The sequence below is a fragment of the Micromonospora krabiensis genome (assembly GCF_900091425.1).
GTDB classification, from domain to species: domain Bacteria; phylum Actinomycetota; class Actinomycetes; order Mycobacteriales; family Micromonosporaceae; genus Micromonospora; species Micromonospora krabiensis.
The window spans coordinates 3,326,141-3,350,717 of record NZ_LT598496.1; the positions used below are offsets into that span (position 1 = coordinate 3,326,141).

A 24,577-nucleotide genomic window follows, 5' to 3' on the forward strand; every position below is an offset into this window, starting at 1 on the left:
GCCGTCGCCTCGCTTCGCTCCCACGCCCTGCGCCTGGTGATTGGGTCGCTCATGACGCCAGGTCCTCGTTCAGGATCCGCGGTACGCGGAACCGCTGCTCCTCGGCGTCCGGCGCGCCGGACAACGCCTCCTCGGGGGTCAGGCACGGCGTCTCGACGTCCTCGCGGAGGACGTTCGTCAGCGGCACCGAGTGCGACGTCGGCGGGATGTCCGCCGCGGCGACCTTGCCGACCTGGGCGACCGCCTGGAGGATCACGTCGAGCTGGCCGGCGAACGTGTCCAGCTCCTCCTCGGTGACGGCGAGCCGCGACAGGCGCGCGAGGTGCGCGACCTCCTCGCGGGAGATGGCGGCCATCCGGTGCCCCCTTCGTGACGGTCTGTGTCCGGCCGGTGTGCCGACCGCGCGGCAGTACGGAGTGACGCGCGGTGACCGGAGCGAGTCTATTGTTCCGCGCCGGCGTCGCGTCTCCGACTCCCCCTATGGCCGGGTGCCGGGTCCCCGAGGTCGGACCGGCCGCTACCGGGCGGGCCGGCGCGGGCCGCCCGCGTCGGGGCCGCCGGTGGGACGCAGCGGGCGGTAGCGCGCCAGCCAGGTGGCCAGCTCCTCGGCCGGCATCGGGCGGGCGTAGAACCAACCCTGCGCGGCGTCGCAGCCGGCGGCGTGCAGCATCCGCCAGGTCCGCTCGTCCTCCACGCCCTCGGCGACGACCCGCAGGCCGAGGGCCCCGGCCAGCTCGATCATCGACCGGACGATCGCCGCGTCGTCGGCGTCGTCGGCCATCCCCAGGACGAAACTGCGGTCCACCTTGACCTCGGACAGCGGCAGCCGGCGCAGATGCTGCAGGGACGAGTAGCCGGTGCCGAAGTCGTCCAGCGCGATGGCCACGCCGATGCGGTGCAGCCGGGAGATGGTGGCCAGCACCCGCCGGGGGTCGGCCATCAGGGCCCCCTCGGTGATCTCCAGTTGCAGCCGTTCCGGCGGTACGCCGTACCGGGCCAGCCGGTCCGCGATCTGCTCGGCGATCTCGCCGGTGTGCAGGTCCCGGACGCTGACGTTGAGCGCGGCCCGCAGCCCGATGCCGGCGGCCGACCACTTGGCCAACTGCTCCACCACGTCGTCCACCACCCGCCGGGTGAGCAGCCGCATCACCGCGCTCTGCTCGGCGACCCGGATCAACTCCTCCGGGTCGACCATGCCGCGCCGCGGGTGCCGCCAGCGCAGCAGGGCCTCCACACCCACCACTTCGCCGGTGGCGATGGCGATCTGCGGTTGGTAGTACATGGTGATCTCGCCCGCGTCGGCGGCCGGGTCGGCGTCCCCATCCCGGTCGGCGCGCCGGCTCCGCGGCCGGTCGGCGGCCGGGCGGCCGGGCGGACGCTCCGGTTCCGCGGACGGGGAACCATTGCGGGCCGGCCGGGGCACCCTGTCCCGGCCGTCGAACCTTCCGGCACCTCCGTCGGGCCCACCCGTGCCGGCGTCAGGTCTTCCCGTACCGGCGTCGGGGGCGTCGACCGGGTTCGCCGCCGGTCGACGGCCGTTGGCGGGCCTCCGGTCGATGACCGAGCCACGGTCGACGATCGCGGCGGGACGGCCGGCCCGCCCGCGGATCGGGTCCGCGCCGGTCACGATCCGGCTGATCAGCTCGTCCTCCGGCACCACCGCCGGGCGACCGGCCCGACGACGCAGTCGCCACCGCCCCGCCCGACCGCCCTTCTCGGCGACGGGGGCACGCGCCGGATCGTCGTCCGCGTCGGCGACGGCCGGCACCGGGTTGGCGGCGGTGGCCGGTACCGGACTGTCGGCGGTGGCGAGCGCGGCGCCGTCGCCGCCCCGTACACCAGCGACCGACTGCGCGTCGTCCCCGCCGGTTCCCGTCGACCCGGTCGCGGAGGTGAACCCGCCGACGCCCTGACCGGCGACGCCGCTCGCGCCGGTGACGCTGTCGGCGTCGTCCTCGTGCGTGGGACCGGACTCCAGCACGCGGCGCAGGTCGGCCAGCAGGCCCAGACGTTCGGCGGAGTTGTGGTCGGACTCGGCGGCGTACACCGCCACGGTGTCGTTGCGGTGTTTCGCGTCGTACATGGCCACGTCGGCGTGACGCATCAGCGTGGCGAAGTCCTCGCCGTGCTCGGGAAAGAGCGCGATGCCGATCGAACCGCCGACGTCCAGCGGCAGGCCGTCCAGCGGCACCGGCTCGGCGAGCGTCCGCACCACCCGGTCGGCCAACTCGCGGGCCTCGGCGACGTCGACGAGCCCGGTCATCACGATGGCGAACTCGTCACCGCCCAGCCGGGCGACCATGTCCCGGCCGGCGACCACGGCGGTCAGTCGCTGGCTGACCTCGACCAGCAGGCGGTCGCCCACAGCGTGCCCGAGGGCGTCGTTGACGTTCTTGAACCGATCCAGGTCGATCAGGAGCAGCGCAAGGTGGCCGTCGGGCTCTCCGCGCACCGACCGTTCAGCGTGCAGGTGGACCTGCTCGGCGACCTCACCCAGCAGCGCCTTGCGGTTGGGCAGGCCGGTGAGCGGGTCGAGCGACGCCAACTGCTGCTGCTCCACGGTCAGCCGGGCCATCCGGTAGACGGCGAACAGCGGCACCAGCACCAGCGGGATCAGGGCCGCGCTCGTGCGGGCCGCGGCGACCAGCACCGGCGCGAGCAGCAGCAGCGACCCCGTGGAGAGCAGCTCGAACGCCAGCCCTTCCCGGAAGCTCGGCCACCACCGCTCCCCGAAGCGGAGCCGCACGGCGGTGCTGACCAGGCAGTAGTTGACGAGGAACCAGGCCACCGTCGCCCCGCCCAACGCCACCACGTCGGACCCGTGCAGCTCGCCGCCGGCGAAGACCGGGCCCGGGCCGAACCGGATGACCGCGTACGCCGAGGCCAGCGCGCACGCGTACTGGCCGACGTTGAACGCGGTGCGCCAGGCGGCGTGGCGCAGGCGCCAGCCGGACACGATCACGGCGATCGCCTGCACCGCCACCGCCGGTCCCAGCCCCCAGCCGAGCAGGATGGCGAAGGTGAAGCAGGTCGACGGGAAGACCGCCGACGACTGCCGACGACCGGGCGGGACGAACGGCCGGGCGTCACAGACGACCGCGAGCGCCGCCATGGTCCAGAACGCGATCGGCAGCTCGGCCAGCTGATCCGGCAGCGTCGCCAGTGGACCGGCCGAGAACGCCAGGGCCAGTGCCAGGACGGCGGCGATGAAGGTGACGAACGGCGCCACCCGTCCGGCCGGGACGACGTTGCGCGGGTCGGCGACCTCCATCACACCTCCCGGACAACGGTCGACGTGCCTGTTCACACGCCGTGCACCAATGAAACGCCCTCGGTGCCGGGTTCCCCGGTATGACAGTCACGAATCGGTCGTAGTCGTAATTAACTTGGTATACGCGGTCAGCCGCGCATCGCACCAGGGGCGGAACGGTCAGCCCTCGATGCGGGCCACCGCGCGGGCCGCCTCCGGGCCCTCGTCGAGCAGCCGGCGGAAGCCGTCCTCGTCGAGGACCGGCACCTTGAGGGACGCCGCCTTGTCGGCCTTGGAGCCCGGGTTGTCACCGACCACCACGAAGCTGGTCTTCTTGGAGACCGAGCCGCTCACCTTGCCGCCCCGGCTCTGCACGGCCTCGGCGGCCTGGTCGCGGGAGAACCCGGCCAGCGTGCCGGTGACCACCACGGTGAGCCCCTCCAGCGGACGCGGCCCCTCGTCGACCGCCTCCTCCGCCATGCGTACGCCGGCCTCGGCCCACTTGCGGACGACCTCGCGGTGCCAGTCGACCGCGAACCACTCCCGGATGCTGGCGGCGATGGTCGGGCCCACCCCGTCGACCGAGGACAGTTCCTCCTCGCTGGCCCTGTCGATCGCCTCCACGGACCGGAAGTGCCGGGCGAGCGCCTGCGCGGCCGTGGGGCCGACGTGGCGGATGGAGAGCGCGACCAGCACGCGCCACAGGTCGCGTTCCTTCGCGACGGCCAGGTTGTCGAGCAGCTTCGTCGCGTTGCTGCCCAGGCTGCCGTCCTTGTTGACGAAGAACGGCGAACGGCTCAACTGCTCGGCGTCGAGCTGGAACAGGTCGCCCTCGTTCGTGATGATCTGCGCGTCCAGCAGCGCCGCGGCACCCTTCTCGCCGAGCACCTCGATGTCGAGCACCTTGCGGCTGGCCAGGTAGAAGACGCGCTCGCGGATCTGCCCCGGGCAGGCCCGGCCGTTGGGGCAGCGGATGTCGACGTCGCTCTCCTTAGCCGGCGCGAGCGGCGTGCCGCAGGCCGGGCAGGTGGTCGGCATGACGAACGGTCGGGCGTCGGCCGGGCGCAGGTCGACCACCGGGCCGAGCACCTCGGGGATCACGTCGCCGGCCTTGCGCAGCACCACCGTGTCACCGATCAGCACGCCCTTGCGTTCGACCTCGCGGGCGTTGTGCAGGGTGGCCAGCGCGACGGTGGAGCCGGCCACCCGGACCGGTTCGAGGACGGCGAACGGGGTGACCCGTCCGGTGCGCCCGACGTTGACGTCGATGTCGAGCAGCTTGGTGGTCACCTCCTGTGGCGGGTATTTGAACGCGATGGCCCAGCGGGGCGCGCGGCTGGTCGAGCCGAGCCGGCCCTGGATCGACACCGGGTCGACCTTGACCACCACGCCGTCGATCTCGTGCTCGACGTCGTGCCGGTGCTTGCCGTAGTAGGCGATGTAGTCCGCGACCCCGGCGAGGTCGTCCACCACCCTCCAGCGGTCGCTGGTGGGCAGGCCCCACGCCTTGAGCGCGGCATAGGACTCGGACTGCGCCGCGGGCTGGAAGCCGCGCCGGGCGCCGATGCCGTGCACCACGAGGCGCAGTGGCCGCGAGGCGGTGACCCGGGGGTCCTTCTGGCGGAGACTGCCGGCGGCGGCGTTGCGCGGGTTGGCGAACGGGGCCCGGCCCTGCTCGACCAGACCGGCGTTGAGGTCGGCGAAGGCCGCCACCGGGAAGTAGATCTCGCCCCGGACCTCCAGGAGATCGGGCACCTCGGGAAACTCGGCGGACGGGGTGAGCCGGCCTGGCACGTCCCGGATGCTGCGGACGTTGGCCGTCACGTCCTCGCCGGTGCGGCCGTCGCCACGGGTCGCCGCGCGGACCAGCCGACCGCCCTCGTAGGTGAGGTTGATGGCCAGGCCGTCCACCTTCAGCTCGCACAGGTAGGGCACCGGGCCGCCCGCGTCGCGCTCGACCCGCTCGGCCCACGCGGCCAATTCCTCGTCGGCGAACGCGTTGTCGAGCGAGAGCATCCGCTCCGCGTGGGTGACCGGGGTGAAGTCGGTGGAGAACGTGCCGCCGACCCGCTGCGTCGGCGAGTCGGGGGTGCGCAGCGCGGGGAACTGCGCCTCCAGCGCCTCCAGCTCCCGCAGCTGCCGGTCGAACTCGGCGTCGGAGATGGTGGGCGAGTCGAGCACGTAGTAGCGGTATTGGTGCTCGGTCAGCTCACCGCTCAGCGTGGCGTGCCGCTCCCGCGCCTCCGGCGTCGGCTCGCCGCCCGCCGCCGCCTCCTGCGCCGCGCTGACCTGCTGGCCGATCTGCTCCTCGGACACGCCGCCACCTTCGGACACGCTCTGACCTCCCCTGATCACGCTACTCCGGCACGGTATCGGGCCGGTGAGACAATCCGCCGCCCACCCGCCGCGCCGTGCCCGGCGACCGCCTCCCTGACATGCGACGATCGGGGACGCGTCGGCGCGGCATCGACGAGCACATCCGCCGGACGCGGGCGAGAGGCGGGACAGAGATGCCGGAATGGGCGGTCTGGGCGGTCTGGGCGGTGGCGATCGTGCTCGCCGTGGCGGCCGGTTGGCTCTGGCAGGAGCGGCGGCAGCGCGCCGGCCGCCGGGACCGGACCGCAGACCGAGCCTCCGACCGCGGGTCGAGGCGCGGTCGGGGGTCGGGTCGCACCGTCGACGAGGGTGCCGGCCGCGCGCCGGGCGGAACCGCCACCGCGCCCCGACCTCGGACCGCCGACGACGTTCCCGCCGGATCGCCTCAGCCGGGCGAGATCTGGTGGGCCGACGTCCCGTACGCCGACGGCAGCGGCTCGAAGGTCCGCCCCTGCCTGGTGCTGCGGGCCGGCGGGCGGGGCGCCGACGTCCTGAAGATCACCAGTCAGGACAAGAGCGGCCGCGACGACCACGTGCCGATCCCGACCCGGGACTGGGATCCGGGCGCCGAGCACGACAGCTACCTCGACCTCAGTGAACCGATCCGGGTGCCCCGGACGGCCTTCCAGGACCGCGCGGGCGAGTGCGACGCCACCCTGTGGCGCCGCCTACGCGCCCTCCCCCACCTCCCCACCTGACCCCAACCCCGACCCGCCCACGGCGGGACCGGTGTGGGACGGGGGCGGCCGGCACGCACGGTGGGGCGCGGGGTCAGGTGGACAGCGCGGTCAGTTGGTCGGCGTACTCGATCTGGGTCGCCCAGGTGGTGGGCCAGGCGGGCATGCCGGCTGCCGCGCCGACGAACGCGCCGGCGAGCGCGGCGATCGAGTCCGAGTCCCCGGCGGTCGTGGCGCCGCGCGCCAACGCGCCCACCGGGTCGTCCGCGTGCCGCAGCGCGCAGAACAGCGCGGTGGCCAGCGCCTCCTCGGCCACCCACCCCTCACCGGTCAACCGGCACGGGTCGCCACCGTCGTCGGGGCCCGCCAGGGCGTCGGTCAGCCGGGCGAGCGCGGCGAGGCACTCGTCCCAGCCGGCCGCCATGAACTCCGCCGGGTCGGCCGCGCCGGAGCGCCGCCACAGGTCACCCAACCACTCGGCCCGGTACGTCCGCCGCTGCTCCCGCGCCCGCTCGGCGAGCAGCGCGGGCACGTCGGCGAGCGCGGCGCCGTCGCGGAGGAGCCGCACCGCGTACGCGGTCAGCTCGCTGGCCGCCAACCCGGTCGGGTGACCGTGGGTCAGGCCGGCCTGGAGCTGCGCGAGCCCGGCCAGGGTGTCCAGGTCGACGTCGACCAGCCCGACCGGGGTGACCCGCATGTTGGCCCCACAGCCCTTCGAGCCGGCGACGGTGGCCTCCTGCCACGGCAGCCCTCGGCTCAGCTCGGCGCAGGCCCGCAGGCAGGTCATGCCGGGAGCCCGGTTGTTGTCCGGGCTGACCGCCCAGGCCAGGAACCGCCGCCGCAGCGCCGGCTCGACCGCCTCGGGTGTGAGCGCGGGCGCGTCGCGCAGCGCCCAGCCGACCGCGAGGGCCATCTGGGTGTCGTCGGTGACCAGGGCCGGGTGACCGACGAGGTCACGGGGACCGCCCGGGCCGTGGCGGCGCACGATCTCGGCGACGGGCAGGAACTCGGTCTCCTTGCCGAGCGCGTCGCCGTAGGCGAGGCCGAACAGGGACCCGGCGGCGCGACGGAGCGGGGCGTCGGTCATCCGATGATCATGCCGACGCGCCGCACCCTCGCGCCAGGGGCCGACCGCCACTTCGGCCGGCCGCCGACGACTGGGCGCGCGTCAGTCCCAGCAGAGGCAGAACGGGTGACCGGCCGGGTCGGCGTAGACCCGGAAGCCCTCGCCCTCGCCGGGCAGCCGCCGGGCGCCGAGCGCGAGCGCCGCCTTCTCGGCGGCCTCGATGTCGTCCACGGTCACGTCGAGGTGGAACTGCTGGGGGCGCTCCGGATCCGGCCAGGACGGCGCCCGCAGGCCGAGCGCCCGCTGGAACGCGATGCGCGGCTGGTGCCCGGGGGGACCGCCGAGGACGACCCACTCGTCGCCGTCGGAGTTCTCCTCGATCAGGTCCAGGCCGAGCAGCTCGGCGTAGAACGCGGCCAGCGCTCGGGGATCGGGGCAGTCGATCACGGTGGAACGCAGCTGTCCAATCATGGCCGTCATGCTGCCCCGGGGGTACGACGGGAAAACCTCAGCCCTCGGCGAGTCGCCGCCCGGCGTCGCGGCAGGCGGTGAGGACGGCGCGGGCGTACTCGGGGCTCGCGCCGGCGAGCCCGCAGGCCGGAGTGACCACCACCTGCTCGGCGAGGCGTGCGCGCGGGAAGCTGAGGCGGTCCCAGAGTTCGCGTACGCGATCGGCCACCTGGGCCGACGTCGGCGCGCGGCCGGTCGACGGCGCCCGGGTCGGCGCGGCGCCGGCCAGCAGCCCGAGCCCCGCGTCGATCGCCTCGCCGAGCGGGTCCAGGTCGGTGACCAGCGACAGGTCCAGGGCGACGCCGACGGCACCGGTGGAGCGGATCAGCGCGATGGGCACGTCCGGGGCGCAGCAGTGGACCACGGTGGGGACGCCGACGCCCTCGACGAGGTCACGCAGCAGCGACGCGGCGACCCCGGACTCCGCCGCCGGGTAGGTGCCGAGGCCACTCTCGGTGGGGACCCGTCCGGCCAGTACCGCCGGCAGGGACGGCTCGTCGAGTTGCAGCAGCACCGACGCGCGCGGCAGTCGGCGGGCGACGGCCGCCACGTGCTCCCGCAGCCCCTCGGTCAGGGAGCCGGCGAGGTCGCGTACGGCGCCGGGGTCACGCAGCAGCCGGCCGCCGATCGGCCGTTCCACGCTCGCCGCCAGGGTGAACGGACCACCGGCCTGCACCTTGACCGGGCCGGCGTACTCCTCGGCCTGCTCGGCGAGCTGGTCGAGGTCGCGTTCCATCAGGTCGCGCGCCCGGCGCAGCTCCCGGCCGGGGCGGGGGGCGATGCGCCAGCGGGCCGCGTACAGCTCGACCGGCATCTCGACCAGCAGCCCGGCGGTACGACCGATCAGGTCCGCGCCGGGGCCACGCGCCGGCAGCTCCGGGAGGTGGGGCAGGGCGGGGAGTTCGCCGAGGACGATCCGCTGCGCCTCGGCGATGTCGGTGCCGGGCAGCGACCCGATGCCGGTCGCTGAGCCCGCCGGCCACGGCCACGCCTGATCTGTCACGGCCGAAGGGTATCCGGTGCGCGGCGGGCGCAGGCCCACCGCCCGACACTCGGGGACGGCGCGTCGGATGCCCGATCGCCGAGGGGACGGCCCGCCCGGTGCCGGACGCCGAGGGGGCGGCCCGCCGGTGCCCGACCCGTCGGGACGGCCCGCTTCAGGAGGCGATGGTCGCCGAGCCGAGGACGATGTCACCGGCGGGGTCGGGCCGGTAGGCCACCACGGCCTGGCCGGCGGCGACGCCCCGGACCGGCCGGCGCAGGTCGGCGTGGAGCGTGTCGCCGTCGAGGGCGACGGTCGCGGGCACCACGTCACCGTGCGCGCGCAGCTGCACCTCGCACTCGATCGGCCCGTCGGGGCGCGGCCCGCCGGTCCAGACCGGACGCTCGCCGCGCACCTGGGACACCTCCAGCGCCTCGGCCGGGCCGACGGTCACCGTGTTGGTCTTGGGCGTGATGGAGAGCACGTACCGGGGGCGGCCGTCCGGAGCCGGCCGGTCCAGGTGCAGGCCGCGCCGCTGACCGACGGTGTACGCGTACGCGCCGGCGTGGCTGCCGACCACCGCTCCGGTGGCCGCGTCGACCACGTCGCCGGGCGTCTCGCCCAGCCGCTGGGCGAGGAAGCCGCGGGTGTCCCCGTCGGCGATGAAACAGATGTCGTGGGAGTCCGGCTTGTCGGCGACGGCCAGCCCCCGCCGGGCGGCCTCCGCGCGGACGTCCGCCTTGGTGGAGTCGCCGAGCGGGAAGACGGACCGGTCGAGCTGCTCGCGGGTGAGCACCGCGAGCACGTACGACTGGTCCTTGGCGAGGTCGACGCTGCGGCGCAGCAGGCCGTCGGCGCCGAGCCGGGCGTGGTGGCCGGTGACCACCGCGTCGAACCCGAGGGCCACAGCCCGGTCCAGCACCGCCGCGAACTTGATCTTTTCGTTGCAGCGCAGGCACGGGTTCGGCGTACGCCCCGCCGCGTACTCGGCGACGAAGTCGTCCACCACATCGGCGTGGAACCGGTCGGCCATGTCCCACACGTAGAAGGGGATGCCGATCACGTCCGCGGCCCGGCGGGCGTCGCGGGAGTCCTCCAGGGTGCAGCAGCCGCGTGCCCCGGTGCGGTAGGTCTGCGGGTTGCGCGCCAACGCCAGGTGGACGCCGGTCACGTCGTGCCCGGCCTCGACGGCACGCGCCGCCGCGACCGCGGAGTCGACCCCGCCGGACATCGCCGCCAACACCCTCACCAGCCCGCTCCCTTCACCCCGTCAACCCTAACCGCCCCACCGCCACCCCCACCCCGCCCGCCCCGGGCAGCCCGCCACCGCGGGCCACCGCGGGAGTCGATCACGCAGTTGTGGTGGGTGACAGAGGCCGCGAAACATCAGAAGTCCGGCACCACAACTGCATGATCGTCGGCGGCCGAGAGGGCTGGGGCGGCAGGCGGGTGGGTCAGCGGGGGGTTCGGTAGGAGGCGGCGCGGCGGGCGCGGTCGACCGCGCCCGGGAGGGCGGCGATGAGGGCGTCGACCTCCTCGGTGGTCGACGTGTGGCCGAGGGTGAAGCGCAGCGACGAGCGTGCCCGGTCGTCGTCGGCGCCCATCGCCAGCAGCACGTGCGACGGCTGGGCCACCCCGGCCGAGCAGGCCGAGCCGGTGGAGCAGGCGATGCCCTGCGCGTCCAGCAGCAGGAGCAGCGCGTCGCCCTCGCAGCCGGGGAAGGAGAAGTGCGCGTTGCCCGGCAGACGGTTCGCCGAGTCACCGTTGTAGATGACCTCGGGCACCGCCTGGCGTACGCGTTCCACCAGGTCGTCGCGGAGCGCGGCGACCCGGGCCGCGTACTCCTGCTGCCCCTTGACCGCCGCCTCCACGGCGACCGCGAAGGCCACGATGCCGGCGGTGTCGAGGGTGCCTGAGCGGATGTCACGCTCCTGACCGCCGCCGTGCAGCAGCGGGGTCGCGGCCACGTCCCGGCCGAGCAGGAGGGCGCCCACCCCGACCGGGCCACCGAGCTTGTGCCCGGTCACGGTCAGCGCGGCGGCGCCGCTGGCGGAGAAGTCGACCGGCACCTGACCGACGGCCTGGATGGCGTCGGTGTGGAACGGGACGCCGTACTCGGCGGCGACGGCGGCCAGCTCGCCCACCGGCTGGACGGTGCCGACCTCGTTGTTGGCCCACATGGCGGTGACGACCGCCACCTGGTCGGCGTGCGCGGCCAGCTCGGCACGCAGCACCTCCGGATCGATCCGACCGGCGGCGTCGACCGGCAGCCAGCCGACGTCGGCGCCCTCATGGGCGGCCAGCCAGTCCACCGCGTCCAGCACCGCGTGGTGTTCGACGGCGCTGGAGACCACCCGACGTCGACCGTCGGTGGCCGCCCGCCGGGCCCAGAAGATGCCCTTGACCGCGAGGTTGTCGCTCTCGGTCCCCCCGCCGGTGAAGATCACCTCGGAGGGTCGGGCGCCGAGCGCCGCGGCCACCCGCTCCCGGGACTCCTCGACCCGGCGCCGGGCGCGCCGGCCCGCCGCGTGCAGCGACGACGGGTTGCCGACCTCGCGGGCGGTGGCGACGTACGCCTCCAGTGCCTCGTCGAGCATCGGAGTGGTCGCCGCGTGATCCAGGTATGCCATCACGGCTCAGCCTAACGGCCGACGGGCGGGTCGCCCGTGGCCGGACCGCCCGTCCCGCGTGGGGGGCGGGACGGGCGGTCCGACACGTCACACGGGAACCGCGGTGACCACGATGTTGTCCCGGTAGTGCCGGGCCTCCGCGTCGAACGGGCCGCCGCAGGTGATCAGCGTGAGGCGAGGGCTGCCGCCCGGATACTGGGCGACCACCAGTTGCACCTGCACGTGGCGAATCTCCCGAGCGTCGCGGGGTACTACGAGGACTGGTTGATCGATCCCGATACGCTGAAGATGCTCTCGGTGGGTACGCTAAGCACCGGATCGGGGGACGCGCTGCTGCCGATCCCCCCGAACGTGGACCTCCGGACCTACTCGGTGGTCGACGTCTCCGCCGAACAGTTCGACAACCAGCCCGCCCACTCCGGCGACAGCCTGCTGAGGGGCACCCTGACGGGCTGATCGGCGGGCCGGCTCAGCTCCCCGGCCCGCCGATCAGCTCCCTTCCACCGCACGGAAGGGCCCGCGACACACGCGAGCCGCCGCCCGGATCACCGGACGGCGGCTCGCGTCGTGACGGGGTCACTTACGCTTGCGGATCTCCTCGGCGGCCTGCGGCACGACCTTGAACAGGTCGCCCACCACGCCGAAGTCGGCCAGCTCGAAGATCGGCGCCTCGGCGTCCTTGTTCACCGCCACGATCGTCTTCGAGGTCTGCATGCCGGCCCGGTGCTGGATGGCACCGGAGATGCCGAGCGCGACGTAGAGCTGCGGGGAGACCGTCTTGCCGGTCTGGCCCACCTGGAACTGGTGCGGGTAGAAGCCGGAGTCGACCGCCGCGCGGGACGCGCCGACGGCGCCGCCGAGCAGGTCGGCGAGCTCCTCGACCAGCTTGAAGTTGTCGGCGTTGCCGACGCCGCGGCCGCCGGAGACGACCACGGACGCCTCGGTCAGCTCGGGCCGGGAGCCCTTCTGCTCGGCGACCCGGTCCACGACCTTGGCGAGCTTGTCGCTGTCGGCCACGGTGACGGTGAGCTGCTCGACCGCCGGGGTCGCCGCGGCCGGGGCCGGGGTGAGCGAGTTCGGCCGGACGGTCACCAGCGGCAGGCCACGGGTCACCTTGCTCTTGACGATCGTCGAGCCGGCGAACGCGACCTGGGTGGCGGTGCCGTCGGCGGCGAGCGCGACCACGTCGGTCAGGATGCCGTTGTCGAGCTTGACCGCCAGGCGGGCCGCGATCTCCTTGCCCTCCTGGGAGGACGCGAGCAGCACGGCGGCCGGCTCGACCCGGCGGACCAGCTCGGCCAGCACGGTGGCCTTCGGAGCCACCAGGTAGCCGTCGATCTCCTCGCTCTCCGCGGCGTAGATCTTCTCCGCGCCGTACTCGCCCAGCCGGCCGCTCAGCGCCTCGGCCGCGCCGGGGCCGCCGAGCACCACCGCGCTGGGGGTGCCCAGCTCGCGGGCGAGGGTGAGCATCTCCAGGGTGACCTTCTTGACGCCGAACTCCCGGGTGGCTTCGACGACGACGAGAACCTCAGACATGTCCTGACCTCTCACACGAACTTCTCGGTGGCGAGGAACTCGACCAGCTTGACGCCGCCCTCGCCCTCGTCGGTGATCTTCTCGCCGCCGGAGCGCGGCGGACGCTTGGCGTGCTCCACGACGGCGCTGGTGGCACCGTCGAAGCCGACCTCGCTCGGGGCGATGCCGAGGTCGCCGAGGGAGAGCGTCTGCACCGGCTTCTTCTTGGCCGCCATGATGCCCTTGAAGGACGGGTAGCGCGGCTCGTTGATGGTGTCCCACACGGAGACCACGGCCGGCGTGGCGGCGGAGACCACCTCGTAGCCCTCCTCGGTCTGCCGCTCGACGGTGAGGGTGCCGCCGTCGACGGTGAGTTTGCGGGCGCCGGTCAGCGCCGCGACGCCCAGCCGCTCGGCGATCATGTGCGGCATGACCTGGACGCGGCCGTCGGTCGACTCGGCGCCGCAGATGACCAGGTCGGCGTTGAGGGTGCCGAGCGCGGCGGCGAGCACCTTCGAGGTGGCCACGGCGCAGGAGCCGTGCAGGGCGTCGTCGACGACGTGCACCGCCTTGTCCGGGCCCATGGAGAGCGCCTTGCGGATCGACTCGGTCGCCCGGTCCGGACCCATGGTCAGGACGGTGACCTCGCCGCCGTGCGCCTCCTTGATCTTCAACGCCTCCTCGATGGCGTACTCGTCCATCTCGTTGATCACGTTGTTCGCCGAGCCGCGGTCGACGGTGTTGTCGTCAGTGCGCAGGTTGCGGTCCGCGCCCGAATCGGGCACCTGCTTGACGAGTACGACGATGTTCATCGCGCTTCGACGACCCTCCTGTGTGGTGGTGCGATTCGCTCGCCCGGTCTGGGGCGCAGCCTGCCGCGTGACTTAACGGTCGGTCAACCACGGGCGGTTGTGCAGTTGCCCACGAGCGCCATGTTACCTGCCAGTAGCATCCGCCTCCCGGGGGCTCCGAGTGACGCGGCTCACCGCACGCGCCTTGCCCGGGGTAAAGTTGCATATCGGGAGGTTTCAGGCATGTCCGACGCGCTTGCCGTGCCTGACCCGGCGTCCGGCCCTCCGGGCGACACCCCGACGCACGACCTCGACGACTGCCGACGGGTGCGACCCGAGCGCTACCGCTGCGCCTGCGGCCGGGTCCGCGACCGCTGCGTCCGGGCGGCCGTGCGGGCCCTGTGGTCACCGGTGCACCGCGTGCCGGGCGCGGGCGTCCGGCTCAGGACGACTCGGCCAGCGCGGCCCTGATTCGGGCGATCACCGCCTCCTCGGCCGCGGCGACCCCGGCGTGCGCCCGGGCCGCCCGGTCGGCCGCGGCCAGCACCACCGACCGGTAGGCCGCCACCTCGCTCGGCGACTTCTCGCTGAGGATGCGCACCGACCGGGTCAGCGCCGGCAACACCGTCGACTCGATCTCCAACTGGGAGTCGCGGGGCAGCCGCGGCAACGGCCCGGAGGTGAGGGCCTCCTTCACCACCCCCGACGCGCCGGCGAACGCACCGGACGCCGCCGCGCTCTCCCGCAGCACCGACAGCATCCCCGGGTCGGCGTTGGACACCAACAGGACCGCGCCGAACGCGCCGGTCTTGAGGGTCAGCCGCTCCTCGTCCGTCAACCGCTGCTCCATGATCACGGAGTGTAGACGTACGGCGTGGTCGTGGTGACCGGTACGAAGCCCAGCCGCTCCAGGATCGGCCGGCTGTCGTCGGAGGCGTCCACCTGCAACAACGTCCGCCCCCGCTGCTCGGCCAGCCGGGCCCGGTAGGTCACCAGCGCCCGGTAGATGCCCCGGCGCCGCCACTGCGCCAACGTCGAGCCGCCCCACAGCGACGCGAAACCGGCCGCCGGCAGGTAGCGGATCCAGCCCGCGCTCACCACGGTGTCGTCCGCCTCGGCGACCACCACGCTGATCGACTGCGGGTCCGCCGCGATCTCCCGCTCCAGCGACTCGGCCAGGTGGCTCCGGTCGGCCTGCCAGACCTCCTCCTCCATGACCACGATTCGGTCCAGGTCCTCGCGGGCGGTCACCTCGCGCAGGCGTACGCCCTCGGGCACCACCGGAAGCGCGGCGGCCAACGGCGCGACCGCCCCGATCACCACGGTCTCCGGCTCCTCCGGCACGAACCCGGCCGCCCGCAACCGGTCCGGGAGGTCGGCCGGCTCGTCGTGCCCGGCTAGCTTCCACTCCACCTGCTCGCCCCGCTGCCGGAACACCTCGACCTGCCGAGCGATCAGCTCGTCCAGTGCCGCACCGGTCAGGCCGCCCAGGTCACGGTAGGTGAGGAAGCCGCCGCGACCGAACCCGACGACCCGGTACAGCGGACCGTCCCGCTCCACCGTCACGTCCGCCGGCACCGGGTCGGGAAGCTCGGGCCGCAGCTGCGTGTCGTACGCCGTTCGCAGGGTGGTCGCATCAAGATCGGTCATCGTTCCAGGCTACGTCCGGGCGCCACCGGATAATCGGTCTCGTGTGGGAGACGGTCAGACGCTGGTTCGACCCGCGGGAACTGCGCTCAGTGGGCCAGACACCCGACTACCGCTTCTCGCTCGCCAACGAACGCACCTTCCTGGCCTGGCTACGCACCGGCCTCGCGCTGGTCGCCGGCGGACTGGCCGCCGCCCAGTTCCTGCCTCCGCTGCCGCTACGGCACCTGCGCGAGGCGATCGCGATCGCGCTGCTGCTGCTCGGCGGCACCGTCGCCGTCCGGGCCGTCGACCGCTGGGCGCGTACCGAACGCGCCATCCGGCTCGGCGAGGAGCTGCCGGCCTCCCGGTTCCCCGCCGTCCTCGCCCTCGCGGTCGGCCTCGGCGCCCTGCTGCTGGTCGCCGCCGTGCTCGACCGGGCGGTCGGCGGCGGGTGACCGGCGGACCCGACGACCACGCCCGGAGACCGCTAGCGGCGGACGGGCCACCGGCGCGCGACCCCGGGCTGCAACCGGAACGCACCCGGCTCGCCTGGCGACGCACCGCGCTCGCGGCGACCGTGGTCACCGTGCTGGCCGTCCGGCTGGCGCTCGCCGGCGGCGTGGCCGGCGCGCTGCTCGGCGGTGTCGCGGTGCTCGTCTGGGGCGCGCTGCTACGCGTCTGCTGGCGGCGGGGCACCGGGACGGGGCCGGCGCCCAGCGGCGGACGCTCCCTCCCCCTGGCCGCCCTGGGCACCGTGGCGCTGGCCCTGCTCGGCGTGTCGCTGGTGCTGCGCGGGCTGTGGTGACGGGACCGGTTGCGCGATGATGGACGCATGGTCCGGGTGTATGCGCTCCTCTTCGTGGTGCAGGTGGTCCTCGCCGTCTGCGCGCTGATCAGCTGCCTGTCCGCGGAGGAGGGTCAGATCCGCGCCCTGCCCCGGATCGCCTGGGTGCTGATCATCCTGTTCTTCCCGCTGGTCGGGTCGATCGCGTGGTTCGTCGCCGGCCGCGAGACGACCCCCGGCCGCCCGCCCGCCGCCGGGCTCCGACGCTCCCCCTCGGGAGGCGAGCGTCGCCGCCCCGTCGCCCCCGACGACGACCCCGAGTTCCTCGACTCCCTCGCCGAGCGGTCCCGCCGCGACGACCAGGAGCTCTTCCGCCGCTGGGAGGAGGACCTGCGCCGTCGGGAGGACGACCTGCGCCGCCGCGACACCGCCGGGCCCGACCAGTCGACGCCGCACGCCGAACCGCTGCGGCCCCGCGAGGGCGAGCCGCCGCGCGAGGAGGACCGCCCGGAGGTCTAGCCCGGCGGCCCGCGCCGCCGCCGGAAGCGACGGCGGCGCGGCCGACGGTCAGGCCAGGTTGGACGAGCGGGGGTAGGCGTCGGCCGGGTCGGTGAGCACGTTGACCAGGTACGGCACCCCGGAGTCGAACGCGCGCTGCAACGCCGGCCCGAGGTCGGCGGCCTTCGCCACCGTCTCGCCCGCACCGCCGAGGGCGCTCACCACGTGGTCGTAGCGCAGCTCCGGCTGCAGGTCGGCGGCCACGTCGTAGCCGTACATGGCGCGCATCGGGTGCTTCTCCAGGCCCCAGATGCCGTTGTTGCCGACCACGATCACCACCGGCAGCTTCTGCCGGACCAGCGACTCCACGTCCATCAGCGAGAAACCGGCCGCGCCGTCGCCCATCAGCACGCAGATCTGCCGGTCCGGGTGACTGACCCGGGCGCCCATCGCGTAGCCCATGCCGGTGCCGAGGCAGCCGTACGGACCGGGGTCGAGCCAGGTGCCCGGCTGCGCCGGCTCCAGGTAGCGGCCCGCGTACGAGACGAAGTCGCCGCCGTCGCCGATGGTGATCGCGTCCCGGGCCAGGACCCGGCGCAGCTCGCCGTAGACGCGGGCCGGCCGGATCGGGTCGGTCTCGGCGGCCATCTCCTCGGCGTCCCGCGCCTTCGCCGCGTCCTCGGCGGCACGCAGGTCGGCGATCCAGCCGCTGTGGTCGGCCCGGTCGCCCGCGTGGTCGGCGAGCGCGGACAGGATCAGCCGCAGGTCACCGGCGGGTGCGGCGGCCGGCTGGACGTGGCCCGCGCGCTGACTGGGCGCGTCGACGATGTGCACCACCTTGGCGTCGCCGAAGTCGCCGAAGCTGAGCCGGAAGTCCAGCGGGGTGCCGACCACCACGACCACGTCGGCGCCGGAGAGGGCCGCCCGGCGGGCCTTGGCGAAGGCGAGCGGATGCTCCGGCGGGAGGGAGCCGCGGCCCATGCCGTTGGTGAAGACCGGCACCTGCAACGCCTCGGCGGCCTCGCGGAGCGCCGCCACCGCGTCACCGGCGTAGACGTCCGAGCCGGCGATGACGACCGGCCGCTGCGCGGCGGCGATCAGGTTCGCCGCCCGGGAGACCTCGTCCGGGTCCGGCTCGATCGGACCGACCCCGGCCGGCGTCGGCAGCTCCGCGTCGGAGACGGAGAAGACGGTCTCCAGCGGGAAGTCGAGGAAGACCGGGCCACGGTGCGGTGTCAGCGCGGCGGCGAGCGCCGAGGTCACCGCGCGGGGAATGTCGTCGGTGCTGAACACCGTCTCGGCGTGCTTGGTCACCGGGGCCACCAGCGGCAGGTGGTCCATCTCCTGGAGGCTGCCCGAGCCCCAGCGGAACGCCGGCGCCCGGCCGCCCAGCACCAGCACCGGGGAGGCGTTGAAGAAGGCGCTGGTCAAACCCGAGATGCCGTTGGTGACGCCGGGGCCGGCGGTGAGCACGGCCAGACCGGGGCGGCGCTGGAGCTTGGCCACCGCCTCCGCCGCGAAGACCGCCGACTGCTCGTGCCGCACGTCGTAGATGGGGAAGTCGTTCTTGTGCGCGGCGTCGTAGAGCGGGAAGACGTGCCCGCCGGAGAGCGTGAACATCTCCCGTACGCCGTGTGCGCGTAGTGCCGCGAGGGCCAGTTCGCCACCGTGGCCCTCGATCCGCTCCGTCATGCTCGCTCCCCTTCTCCGTGGCCGGGGTCACAGGTTACCGACCGGTCACCTTCGTCGGCGACCGCCTCCCCGGCCGGTGGACGGTGCCGAGGTCGCCGTGGGCACGGCCGCGCCCGCCCGGTGGGGAGGTCGGTCCACCGGACGGGCGCGGCCAGGGGGTGAGGGTCAGCTCAGCGCAGGGTCATCACCACCGGAAGGGCCTCGTTCCGGTACGGGGTGTCCGTCTCGAAAGCCAGCCGTGCCCGGTACTCGCCGTGCCCGGCGACGACCGGGGCGCGGGCCGCCACCGTGACCGTCACCGACCGTCCCGCCGGGATGGTCAGGGTGGTCCGGTCCACCGACAGCCAGGAGACGTCGCTGCCCCGGACGCACCCGTCATGCCCCGGCAACCGCTGGGCGAACGGGGTGATCGCGAACGAGCCGAGCGAACCGCCGACCTGGTACAGGCCGCACGCCGCGCCGCCCCGGTAGAGGGCGTTGTTCGTGTTCGGCAGCGCCGACCACGTGTCGGTCGCCGGGTCGAACTCCAGGGCCTCGTTGGTGACGTACCCGGCGGTGATACCGCCGACGACCTGCAACTTGCCGCCGGCGCCGGCGTACGCCATGCCCCACCGGGCGATCGGCAGCCCGTTCGTCCGCACCCACGTGTCCGAGTCGGCGAAGTACCGGAAGGTGTCGTTCACCGGGACCCGCTCGGTCGGGTCGATCCCGCCCGCGCAGACCACGCCGTCACCCGCCGCGGCACAGGCGAGGAAGGCGACGGCCAGCGGGTAGTCGGCCAGCCGCGTCCACCGGTCGGCCGTCGGGTCGTAGCGGTACGTCCGGTTCGACGCGGGCTCGCACTCGCCGGTCGTGCAACCGGCGACCACGTACAGCCGGCCGCCGGCCGTGGCCGCCGCCGCGGCGGTCACCCCGACGGGCAGGTCGGCCCGGCGCGACCACCGGTCGGTGCCCGGGTCGTAGGCGTACGTGGTGGAGGCGGCGTTGCTCGCGCCGTCCCAGCCACCGACCGCGTACAGCCGGCCGTCGACGAAGCCACCGACGGCGGCCGCCCGCGGCTCGGGCAGGTCGGCGATGCGCTTCCAGGCCTGCGCCTGCGGGTCGAAGACGTACCCCGCGGCCAGGGACCCCGCCTCACCGCTGCCGCCGACCGAGTAGACCGTGCCGTCGTCGTCGGCGACCAGGTTGTCCATCACGAGCACCGGGTAGTCGGGCAGGTTCGTCCAGGCGGTGCCGTCGGCCGCCTGCTGCGGCGGCAGCGGGCGAGGGCTGTGCCCGCCGGCGCGGGCCGTGACCGACGCATCCGTACGGATCCGCACGAGCGGCGCCCCGGCCACGCCGGCCTGGCGCGCCCCGGCCGCGACGCTGTTGCCACGGTCCTGCTCGACGAGGCTGACCCGCAGTGGGCGGTCGCCGGAGTTGCTGAGCCGCACCTCCCGGGTGACGCTGCGCCCGGGGCGGACGGTCATCGCGAGGTCCGAATCGCGTACGGCCAGCTGGCCGGCCTCCAGCCGCCAGTCCCGACGGACGACACCGTCGCGGTGGATCCGCACGGTGGTGGTGCTGTCGCCGTAGTGCAGACCGGCGAACGTCAGCGGCACCGATCCGCTGCCCGCCGCGAAGAGCCAGTAGAACCCGTCGGGCAGGCGCGCGTCGTCGGGAGTGGCTTGGCTGGTGCTCCTCGCGCCACCACCGGTGGAGACGGTCGCGCCGAGGACCGCGGCGCCGGTGTTGTCGTCCTGGATCTGTCCGGCCACGAGCCCGCCCGGTACGGGGGCGCACGACCGGCGGCCGACGAAGACGTTGTCCAGCTGCCACCAGTTGTCGTACTCGCCCTGGTAGCGGAACCGGACCAGGACCCCGGACTTCCCCGCCGCCTGCGGCAGCGGGATCTCCACGTGCCCGTTGACGGCGTCGGCGGCGAGATGCCGCAGCCCCGTCCACGTCGCGCCGTTGTCCAGGCTCAGGTCGACGTCGCCGGTCTGGGCGTCCCAGCTGGAGTAGTCGGTGTCGAAGCCGACGACCGGGTCGGCGATGCCGGTCAGGTCGACGGGCGGGGTGATCAGGCTGCTGTCGATCCGGCCCCCCTGGCTCCAGCCGTCGACGGCCGCGAACCCGCCGTCCCCGCCTGTCAGGTTGCCCTTGGACCCGGGGTCGTCGAACCGCCAGGTCTGACCGGCACCGGCGTCGTCGGTGACCCGCCAGCCGTCGCGGGGACCGGCGGCCCAGCCGGTGAAGTCGGCGCCGACGCCGTCGTAGCGCGGCGCGTAGCCGGGTGCGGTGCAGGAGGTGGCGTCGACCGAGAGCCCGACGTCCTGGCGTACGTCGGCGGGCCGCCCCTTCGGCTGCGGATCCACGCGGGTGGTCACGGTCCGGGTGACATAGCCCGGCAGGTCCACCGGCGACACGTGCAGGGTGTAGCTGCTGCCGACCGGCAGGTCGACCTGGTAGCGGCCGGTGTACGGGTCGGTGAAGACCGCCCCGCCCGGGTAGCCGTCGACGGCGATGCGGGCGTAGACCGGCCAGCCGTGCCCGGAGGCGTCGGTGACCGTGCCGGTGACGGTACGGCTCGGCAGCGCGGTCAGGGTGAAGTCGCGGGTGAGCTCCGCCTCGGCGGCGACGGTGACCCGTTCGGCCTTCGGACTCTGGTAGCCGAACTCGGTGGCGACGAGGTCGTAGCCGCCGGCCGGCAGGGGCAGGCTGTAGCGGCCGTTCGCGTCGGCGACCGCGCGGAACGTGGCGCCGGTGCCGTCCGTGGCGGTGATCGTCGCCCCGGCGACCGCGCCGTCGCGCCGCCCGCTCGTCACGGTGCCGACGATCCGGCCGGCCTCGCCGAGGGTCAGGGCCGAGACCCCGTTGGGCGAACCCACCCCGGTCGGGCCGTCCCAGCCGGGCCCGGCGTTGCACCGCAGGTCACCGCACCAGCCGTTGGAGCCCTCGGTGATGTCGAAGAGCCCGGCGCTCTTGTCCGTCCGGTACGGGTAGGTCACCGGGTACGACCCGGGCAGCGCTTCACCGGCGAGCGCGTACATCCCGGCGACGAGCGGAGCGGCCAGCGAGGTGCCGCCCCACTGCGCCCAGCCGTCCTGGCCGAGGGTGTTGTAGACGGCGAGCCCGCTCTCCGGGTCGGCCACGGCGGAGACGTCGGCGGTGGCCCGCTTGTCGCCGCAGCGCGTGTCCACGCCGGCCTGGTAGGCCGGCCGGGGCTCGTAGAGCGAGCAGCCGCTGCCCGCGTTCACCCAGGCGGTCTCGGACCAGCCACGCGCGGACGAGTCCCGGGTCAGCCGGGTGCCGCCGACGGCAACCACGTCGGGGTGGGTCGCCGGATAGCTCTGCACGTTGCCGAGGTCGCCGCTGGCGACGACCACCGCGATGCCCGGGTGGTCGTAGTGGGCGCTGTAGAGCTCCTGGAAGCGGGTCTCGCCGGCGATGCCGTACGAGTTGGAGATGACGTCCGCGCCGAGCTTCGCCGCCGTGTCCACGGCCGCGCCGAGGCTGGCGGGCGAGTTGTCGTCGGCCTGGACGAGGAGGATGTCGCACTTCGGGCAGGCGGAGGAGACGGCGTCGAGGTCCAGAGCCGCCTCGATCGACCACTCGGCGTCCTCCGCCGGGTAGTCGGTGCCGCCCCGCTGGTCCACCTTGCGGAAGCAGCCGTTGGCCGTCGTGCACGGCGGCAGGTCGTAGTGCTCGCGGAACACCGCGAGGTCGGCCTCGGCCGCCTCGTACCCGAAGGCGAGCACGACCGCCACGGTGCGGCCCTCACCCCCGTCGGGCAGCCGGTACGCCGACCGGATGTCGGGCGGCCCCAACGCGCCCTCCGGCGGCTCCGAGACCTGCTGGATGAGCCGGCCGTCCGCAGTGCTGAGGCCGAGCGCGTAGCAGCGGGCGAACCCGTCGCCGGCCTCCGCGGTGTTGCAGCCGGCGGGCTTGTAGCGCATCGCGCCCCAGCTCGGAGCCGAGGAGGACGGCGACGGCGTTGGCGCCGCCTGCGCCGGGGCGACGGGCGACACGCCCGTGGCGAGCAGCGCGAGTGCGACGGCGGCGGTCAACCAACCGAGCGGGCGCCGGTGGGCCTGCCTCCGTCGTAAGGGCACGGTCATCCAGGACTCCTTGCCAGATCGGATCACGGGTACGCCTCACCGTTGAGGCCTCGACCACGCGCCGCCAGGTCGAAGGTGATTCCAGACACGTAGTCGGCGGCCGTTGGTCGAGGATCTTGGCACGCGCGCGGAGAGCCGGACAATGTCCCGGGACGTTCATGTTCCGGACAGCTGGCCGGATCCCGACGGAGGCTTCCGATGTGGCACGTGGTGGGTGTGTCCGAACCCGAGGGACGGGTCTACGAGGCGCTGACCCGCCGACGCCAGGCGACCAGGGCCGACCTCGTCGACGACGTCGCGCTCTCCCAGGCGCAGCTGTCCCGCGCTCTCGGCCGCCTGGTCGAGCGCGGCCTGGCCAACCGGCTGCCGGGCCGCCCGACCCGGTACGCGGCGGCGCCGCCGGACCAGGTGGCCACCTCCCTCATCGCCGAGCGGGAGCGCGACCTGCTGCGCCTGCGTACGCACGCCGACCATCTCGCCAAGGAGATCCGCCGTCGCGACGGGTCCGGTCGCCACCCCGCCGAGCTGGTCGAGGTGATCGAGGGGGCGGAGAACCTGCGCGCCACCCTCGTCCGGCTCCAGCGCGAGGCGCGGGTGCAGATCCGGGGCCTGGACCGCGGGCCGTACCTGGACAACCCGGTGAGCGGCAACTCGGAGGAGACCCACCAACTCACCGACCGGGGCCTGACCTACCGGGTGATCTACGACCGCTCGGCACTGGAGATCCCCGGCCGGATGGCCGAGATTTGGCGCGGCATCCAGCGCGGCGAACGGGCCCGGGTCGCCAGCGAGGTACCCATGAAGATGATGCTCTCCGACGACCGCCTCGGGTTGGTGCCCGTCATGGCGGAGGGGCACCTGGCCGACGCCGCGTACCTGGTGCACCCCTCGTCGCTCCTCGACGCGCTGAGCGAGCTGTTCGAGGCGCTCTGGGACCGGGCGGTCGCCATCAACCGCTCCGACGCCGTCGGCCGGAGCGCCGCCGGGCCGCTCGGGGCCGACCATACCGTCGAACACCCCGACGGCCTCTCCGACCGGGACATCGAGCTGATCGGCCTGCTGGCCGGCGGCGCCACCGACGACCGGATCGCCCGCACGATGGGCCTCAGCGTGCGGACGGTGCACCGACAGGTCCACCGGATCATGGCGATGGTCGGCGCGGAGACCCGCTTCCAGGCCGGAATGGAGGCGGTGCGCCGAGGCTGGGTCTGACCCGCCTCGGCGCGGCACCGGTCAGCGGCCGGTGAAGTCCGGCTTGCGCTTCTCGACGAAGGCGGCCATGCCCTCGCGCCGGTCGTCGGTGGCGAACAGCGCCGCGAAGAGTTGACTCTCCCACGCCAGGCCGGAGGTCAGGTCCATCTCCAGGCCGCCGTCGATCGCCAGCTTCGCCGCGCGCAGCGCCTGACTCGGACCCGTGAGATACGGGCGGACGAGCTCGACCGCGGTCGCGTACACCTCGGCGGCCGGGGCGATCCGGTCGGCCAGCCCGATGCGCAGCGCTTCCTGGGCGTCGACCATGCGGCCGGACATGATGAGGTCCTTCGCTCGGGCCGGGCCGACGAGCCGGGCGAGCCGCTGGGTGCCGCCGGCGCCGGGGATGATGCCCAGCTTGATCTCCGGTTGGCCGAGCTTCGCGTCCTCGGCCACCACCCGCCAGTCGCAGGCCAGGGCCAGTTCACAACCGCCGCCGAGGGCGTACCCCGTGATCGCGGCGACCACCGGCTTGGGGATCCGCGCGATCGCGCCGAGCGCGCCGGACAGGTCGGCGGCCCGCTCGGCCATGTCCACGTAGGACATGTCGGCCATCTCCTTGATGTCCGCTCCCGCGGCGAAGACCTTCTCGCCGCCGTACACGATCACGGCGCGGACCTCGGGGTCGGCGGTGGCGGCCGACGCGGCGGCGCGCAGCTCCTCCTGCACCTGGGTGTTGAGGGCGTTCATCGGTGGCCGCTCCAGCCGGATGGTGCCGATGCCGTCCTTGGTCTCCAGCCGCACGAACTCGCTCACGCTGCCCTCACTTCCTCGTCGAAGTCGCGTGCCAACCTTACGGCCCGACTCGTTGGGGTACGTAGTCTGG

At 74.1% G+C, this 24,577-nt stretch carries 20 protein-coding genes and 2 pseudogenes; 6 read left to right on the forward strand and 16 right to left on the reverse strand.

Annotated elements, in window-relative coordinates:
- Positions 1-49: 49 nt before the first annotated feature.
- The 3 genes from gatC to ligA all read right to left on the reverse strand — a co-directional run bounded on the left by gatC (position 50) and on the right by ligA (position 5,566).
- Positions 50-355, reverse strand: a complete 306-nt coding sequence (gene gatC / locus GA0070620_RS14825) for an Asp-tRNA(Asn)/Glu-tRNA(Gln) amidotransferase subunit GatC (RefSeq protein WP_091591245.1) — start codon at positions 353-355, stop codon at positions 50-52.
- Positions 356-517: 162 nt separating this feature from the next.
- Complete coding sequence (locus GA0070620_RS14830; RefSeq protein ID WP_091591247.1) at positions 518-3,271, reverse strand: bifunctional diguanylate cyclase/phosphodiesterase; 2,754 nt, start codon at positions 3,269-3,271, stop codon at positions 518-520.
- 159 nt (positions 3,272-3,430) lie between these two features.
- Positions 3,431-5,566, reverse strand: a complete 2,136-nt coding sequence (ligA, locus tag GA0070620_RS14835; RefSeq protein WP_091591249.1) for an NAD-dependent DNA ligase LigA — start codon at positions 5,564-5,566, stop codon at positions 3,431-3,433.
- Positions 5,567-5,760: 194 nt separating this feature from the next.
- On the opposite strand from ligA, the gene GA0070620_RS14840 reads away from it, so the two are divergent.
- Positions 5,761-6,324 (forward strand): type II toxin-antitoxin system PemK/MazF family toxin, encoded by a 564-nt coding sequence (locus tag GA0070620_RS14840; protein WP_091591251.1) that lies wholly within the window; start codon positions 5,761-5,763, stop codon positions 6,322-6,324.
- A gap of 73 nt (positions 6,325-6,397) precedes the next feature.
- Here the strand turns inward: GA0070620_RS14840 and GA0070620_RS14845 are convergent, their stop codons facing one another.
- From GA0070620_RS14845 to GA0070620_RS33575, 6 genes and pseudogenes are all read right to left on the reverse strand, one after another.
- Positions 6,398-7,390 carry an ADP-ribosylglycohydrolase family protein gene (locus GA0070620_RS14845; protein WP_091591256.1) on the reverse strand — a complete coding sequence of 331 codons (993 nt, stop codon included), beginning with the start codon at positions 7,388-7,390 and terminating at the stop codon, positions 6,398-6,400.
- Positions 7,391-7,471: 81 nt separating this feature from the next.
- Positions 7,472-7,840 (reverse strand): VOC family protein, encoded by a 369-nt coding sequence (locus GA0070620_RS14850; RefSeq protein WP_172836438.1) that lies wholly within the window; start codon positions 7,838-7,840, stop codon positions 7,472-7,474.
- Between the two features lie 37 nt (positions 7,841-7,877).
- On the reverse strand, positions 7,878-8,882 hold the full coding sequence (locus GA0070620_RS14855) for a uroporphyrinogen decarboxylase/cobalamine-independent methonine synthase family protein (RefSeq protein ID WP_091591259.1): 1,005 nt from the start codon (positions 8,880-8,882) through the stop codon (positions 7,878-7,880).
- Positions 8,883-9,036: 154 nt separating this feature from the next.
- Positions 9,037-10,110: a tRNA 2-thiouridine(34) synthase MnmA gene (gene mnmA, locus GA0070620_RS14860; protein WP_091591261.1), complete on the reverse strand. Its 1,074-nt coding sequence runs from the start codon at positions 10,108-10,110 to the stop codon at positions 9,037-9,039.
- A 205-nt stretch (positions 10,111-10,315) separates the two neighbouring features.
- Positions 10,316-11,491, reverse strand: coding sequence for a cysteine desulfurase family protein (locus GA0070620_RS14865; protein WP_091591263.1), 1,176 nt, complete (start codon positions 11,489-11,491; stop codon positions 10,316-10,318).
- An 87-nt stretch (positions 11,492-11,578) separates the two neighbouring features.
- A pseudogene (locus tag GA0070620_RS33575) lies at positions 11,579-11,677 on the reverse strand (sortase); the annotation flags it as partial.
- Between GA0070620_RS33575 and GA0070620_RS14870 the strand changes: the two are divergent.
- Positions 11,672-11,947, forward strand: a pseudogene (locus GA0070620_RS14870) (anti-sigma factor domain-containing protein); the annotation flags it as partial. The pseudogenes GA0070620_RS33575 and GA0070620_RS14870 sit on opposite strands and share 6 nt — an antisense overlap.
- Before the next feature lie 120 nt (positions 11,948-12,067).
- Here the strand turns inward: GA0070620_RS14870 and GA0070620_RS14875 are convergent.
- The 4 genes from GA0070620_RS14875 to GA0070620_RS14890 form a co-directional block, all read right to left on the reverse strand.
- A complete protein-coding gene (locus GA0070620_RS14875) occupies positions 12,068-13,027 on the reverse strand; it encodes an electron transfer flavoprotein subunit alpha/FixB family protein (RefSeq protein WP_091591267.1) in 960 nt (319 codons plus the stop codon).
- Positions 13,028-13,038: 11 nt separating this feature from the next.
- Complete coding sequence (locus GA0070620_RS14880) at positions 13,039-13,818, reverse strand: electron transfer flavoprotein subunit beta/FixA family protein (RefSeq protein ID WP_091591270.1); 780 nt, start codon at positions 13,816-13,818, stop codon at positions 13,039-13,041.
- A 421-nt stretch (positions 13,819-14,239) separates the two neighbouring features.
- Positions 14,240-14,653 (reverse strand): hypothetical protein, encoded by a 414-nt coding sequence (locus GA0070620_RS14885; RefSeq protein ID WP_091591272.1) that lies wholly within the window; start codon positions 14,651-14,653, stop codon positions 14,240-14,242.
- Positions 14,650-15,447 carry a GNAT family N-acetyltransferase gene (locus GA0070620_RS14890; protein WP_091591273.1) on the reverse strand — a complete coding sequence of 266 codons (798 nt, stop codon included), beginning with the start codon at positions 15,445-15,447 and terminating at the stop codon, positions 14,650-14,652. The genes GA0070620_RS14885 and GA0070620_RS14890 overlap by 4 nt, the downstream gene beginning before the upstream one ends.
- Positions 15,448-15,488: 41 nt before the next feature.
- On the opposite strand from GA0070620_RS14890, the gene GA0070620_RS14895 reads away from it, so the two are divergent.
- From GA0070620_RS14895 to GA0070620_RS14905, 3 genes are read left to right on the forward strand one after another with little or no spacing between them, the layout of a single operon-like run.
- Positions 15,489-15,881: a YidH family protein gene (locus GA0070620_RS14895; RefSeq protein WP_091591275.1), complete on the forward strand. Its 393-nt coding sequence runs from the start codon at positions 15,489-15,491 to the stop codon at positions 15,879-15,881.
- Positions 15,878-16,231, forward strand: a complete 354-nt coding sequence (locus GA0070620_RS14900) for a DUF202 domain-containing protein (protein WP_091591277.1) — start codon at positions 15,878-15,880, stop codon at positions 16,229-16,231. Before GA0070620_RS14895 ends, GA0070620_RS14900 begins: the two co-directional genes overlap by 4 nt.
- Positions 16,232-16,258: 27 nt before the next feature.
- Positions 16,259-16,729 carry a PLD nuclease N-terminal domain-containing protein gene (locus tag GA0070620_RS14905; protein ID WP_091591279.1) on the forward strand — a complete coding sequence of 157 codons (471 nt, stop codon included), beginning with the start codon at positions 16,259-16,261 and terminating at the stop codon, positions 16,727-16,729.
- Positions 16,730-16,777: 48 nt separating this feature from the next.
- Here the strand turns inward: GA0070620_RS14905 and GA0070620_RS14910 are convergent, their stop codons facing one another.
- Together GA0070620_RS14910 and GA0070620_RS14915 are read right to left on the reverse strand one after the other, a co-directional pair.
- Positions 16,778-18,400, reverse strand: a complete 1,623-nt coding sequence (locus tag GA0070620_RS14910; RefSeq protein ID WP_091591281.1) for an acetolactate synthase — start codon at positions 18,398-18,400, stop codon at positions 16,778-16,780.
- Positions 18,401-18,570: 170 nt separating this feature from the next.
- Complete coding sequence (locus GA0070620_RS14915) at positions 18,571-22,500, reverse strand: kelch repeat-containing protein (protein WP_091591283.1); 3,930 nt, start codon at positions 22,498-22,500, stop codon at positions 18,571-18,573.
- Between the two features lie 198 nt (positions 22,501-22,698).
- Here GA0070620_RS14915 and GA0070620_RS14920 point away from each other — a divergent pair, with 198 nt between their 5' ends.
- Positions 22,699-23,712 carry a helix-turn-helix domain-containing protein gene (locus GA0070620_RS14920; protein WP_091591286.1) on the forward strand — a complete coding sequence of 338 codons (1,014 nt, stop codon included), beginning with the start codon at positions 22,699-22,701 and terminating at the stop codon, positions 23,710-23,712.
- A 21-nt stretch (positions 23,713-23,733) separates the two neighbouring features.
- Here the strand turns inward: GA0070620_RS14920 and GA0070620_RS14925 are convergent, their stop codons facing one another.
- A complete protein-coding gene (locus GA0070620_RS14925; protein ID WP_091591287.1) occupies positions 23,734-24,507 on the reverse strand; it encodes an enoyl-CoA hydratase/isomerase family protein in 774 nt (257 codons plus the stop codon).
- Positions 24,508-24,577: the final 70 nt, after the last annotated feature.

Coding starts and splice junctions, on each gene's coding strand:
- gatC (WP_091591245.1), bottom strand. CDS start 355: ATGGCCGCCATCTCCCGCGAGGAGGTCGCGCACCTCGCGCGCCTGTCG.
- GA0070620_RS14830 (WP_091591247.1), bottom strand. CDS start 3,271: ATGGAGGTCGCCGACCCGCGCAACGTCGTCCCGGCCGGACGGGTGGCG.
- GA0070620_RS14840 (WP_091591251.1), top strand. CDS start 5,761: ATGCCGGAATGGGCGGTCTGGGCGGTCTGGGCGGTGGCGATCGTGCTC.
- GA0070620_RS14845 (WP_091591256.1), bottom strand. CDS start 7,390: ATGACCGACGCCCCGCTCCGTCGCGCCGCCGGGTCCCTGTTCGGCCTC.
- GA0070620_RS14850 (WP_172836438.1), bottom strand. CDS start 7,840: ATGATTGGACAGCTGCGTTCCACCGTGATCGACTGCCCCGATCCCCGA.
- GA0070620_RS14865 (WP_091591263.1), bottom strand. CDS start 11,491: ATGGCATACCTGGATCACGCGGCGACCACTCCGATGCTCGACGAGGCA.
- GA0070620_RS14875 (WP_091591267.1), bottom strand. CDS start 13,027: ATGTCTGAGGTTCTCGTCGTCGTCGAAGCCACCCGGGAGTTCGGCGTC.
- GA0070620_RS14880 (WP_091591270.1), bottom strand. CDS start 13,818: ATGAACATCGTCGTACTCGTCAAGCAGGTGCCCGATTCGGGCGCGGAC.
- GA0070620_RS14890 (WP_091591273.1), bottom strand. CDS start 15,447: ATGACCGATCTTGATGCGACCACCCTGCGAACGGCGTACGACACGCAG.
- GA0070620_RS14905 (WP_091591279.1), top strand. CDS start 16,259: ATGGTCCGGGTGTATGCGCTCCTCTTCGTGGTGCAGGTGGTCCTCGCC.
- GA0070620_RS14910 (WP_091591281.1), bottom strand. CDS start 18,400: ATGACGGAGCGGATCGAGGGCCACGGTGGCGAACTGGCCCTCGCGGCA.
- GA0070620_RS14915 (WP_091591283.1), bottom strand. CDS start 22,500: ATGACCGTGCCCTTACGACGGAGGCAGGCCCACCGGCGCCCGCTCGGT.
- GA0070620_RS14920 (WP_091591286.1), top strand. CDS start 22,699: ATGTGGCACGTGGTGGGTGTGTCCGAACCCGAGGGACGGGTCTACGAG.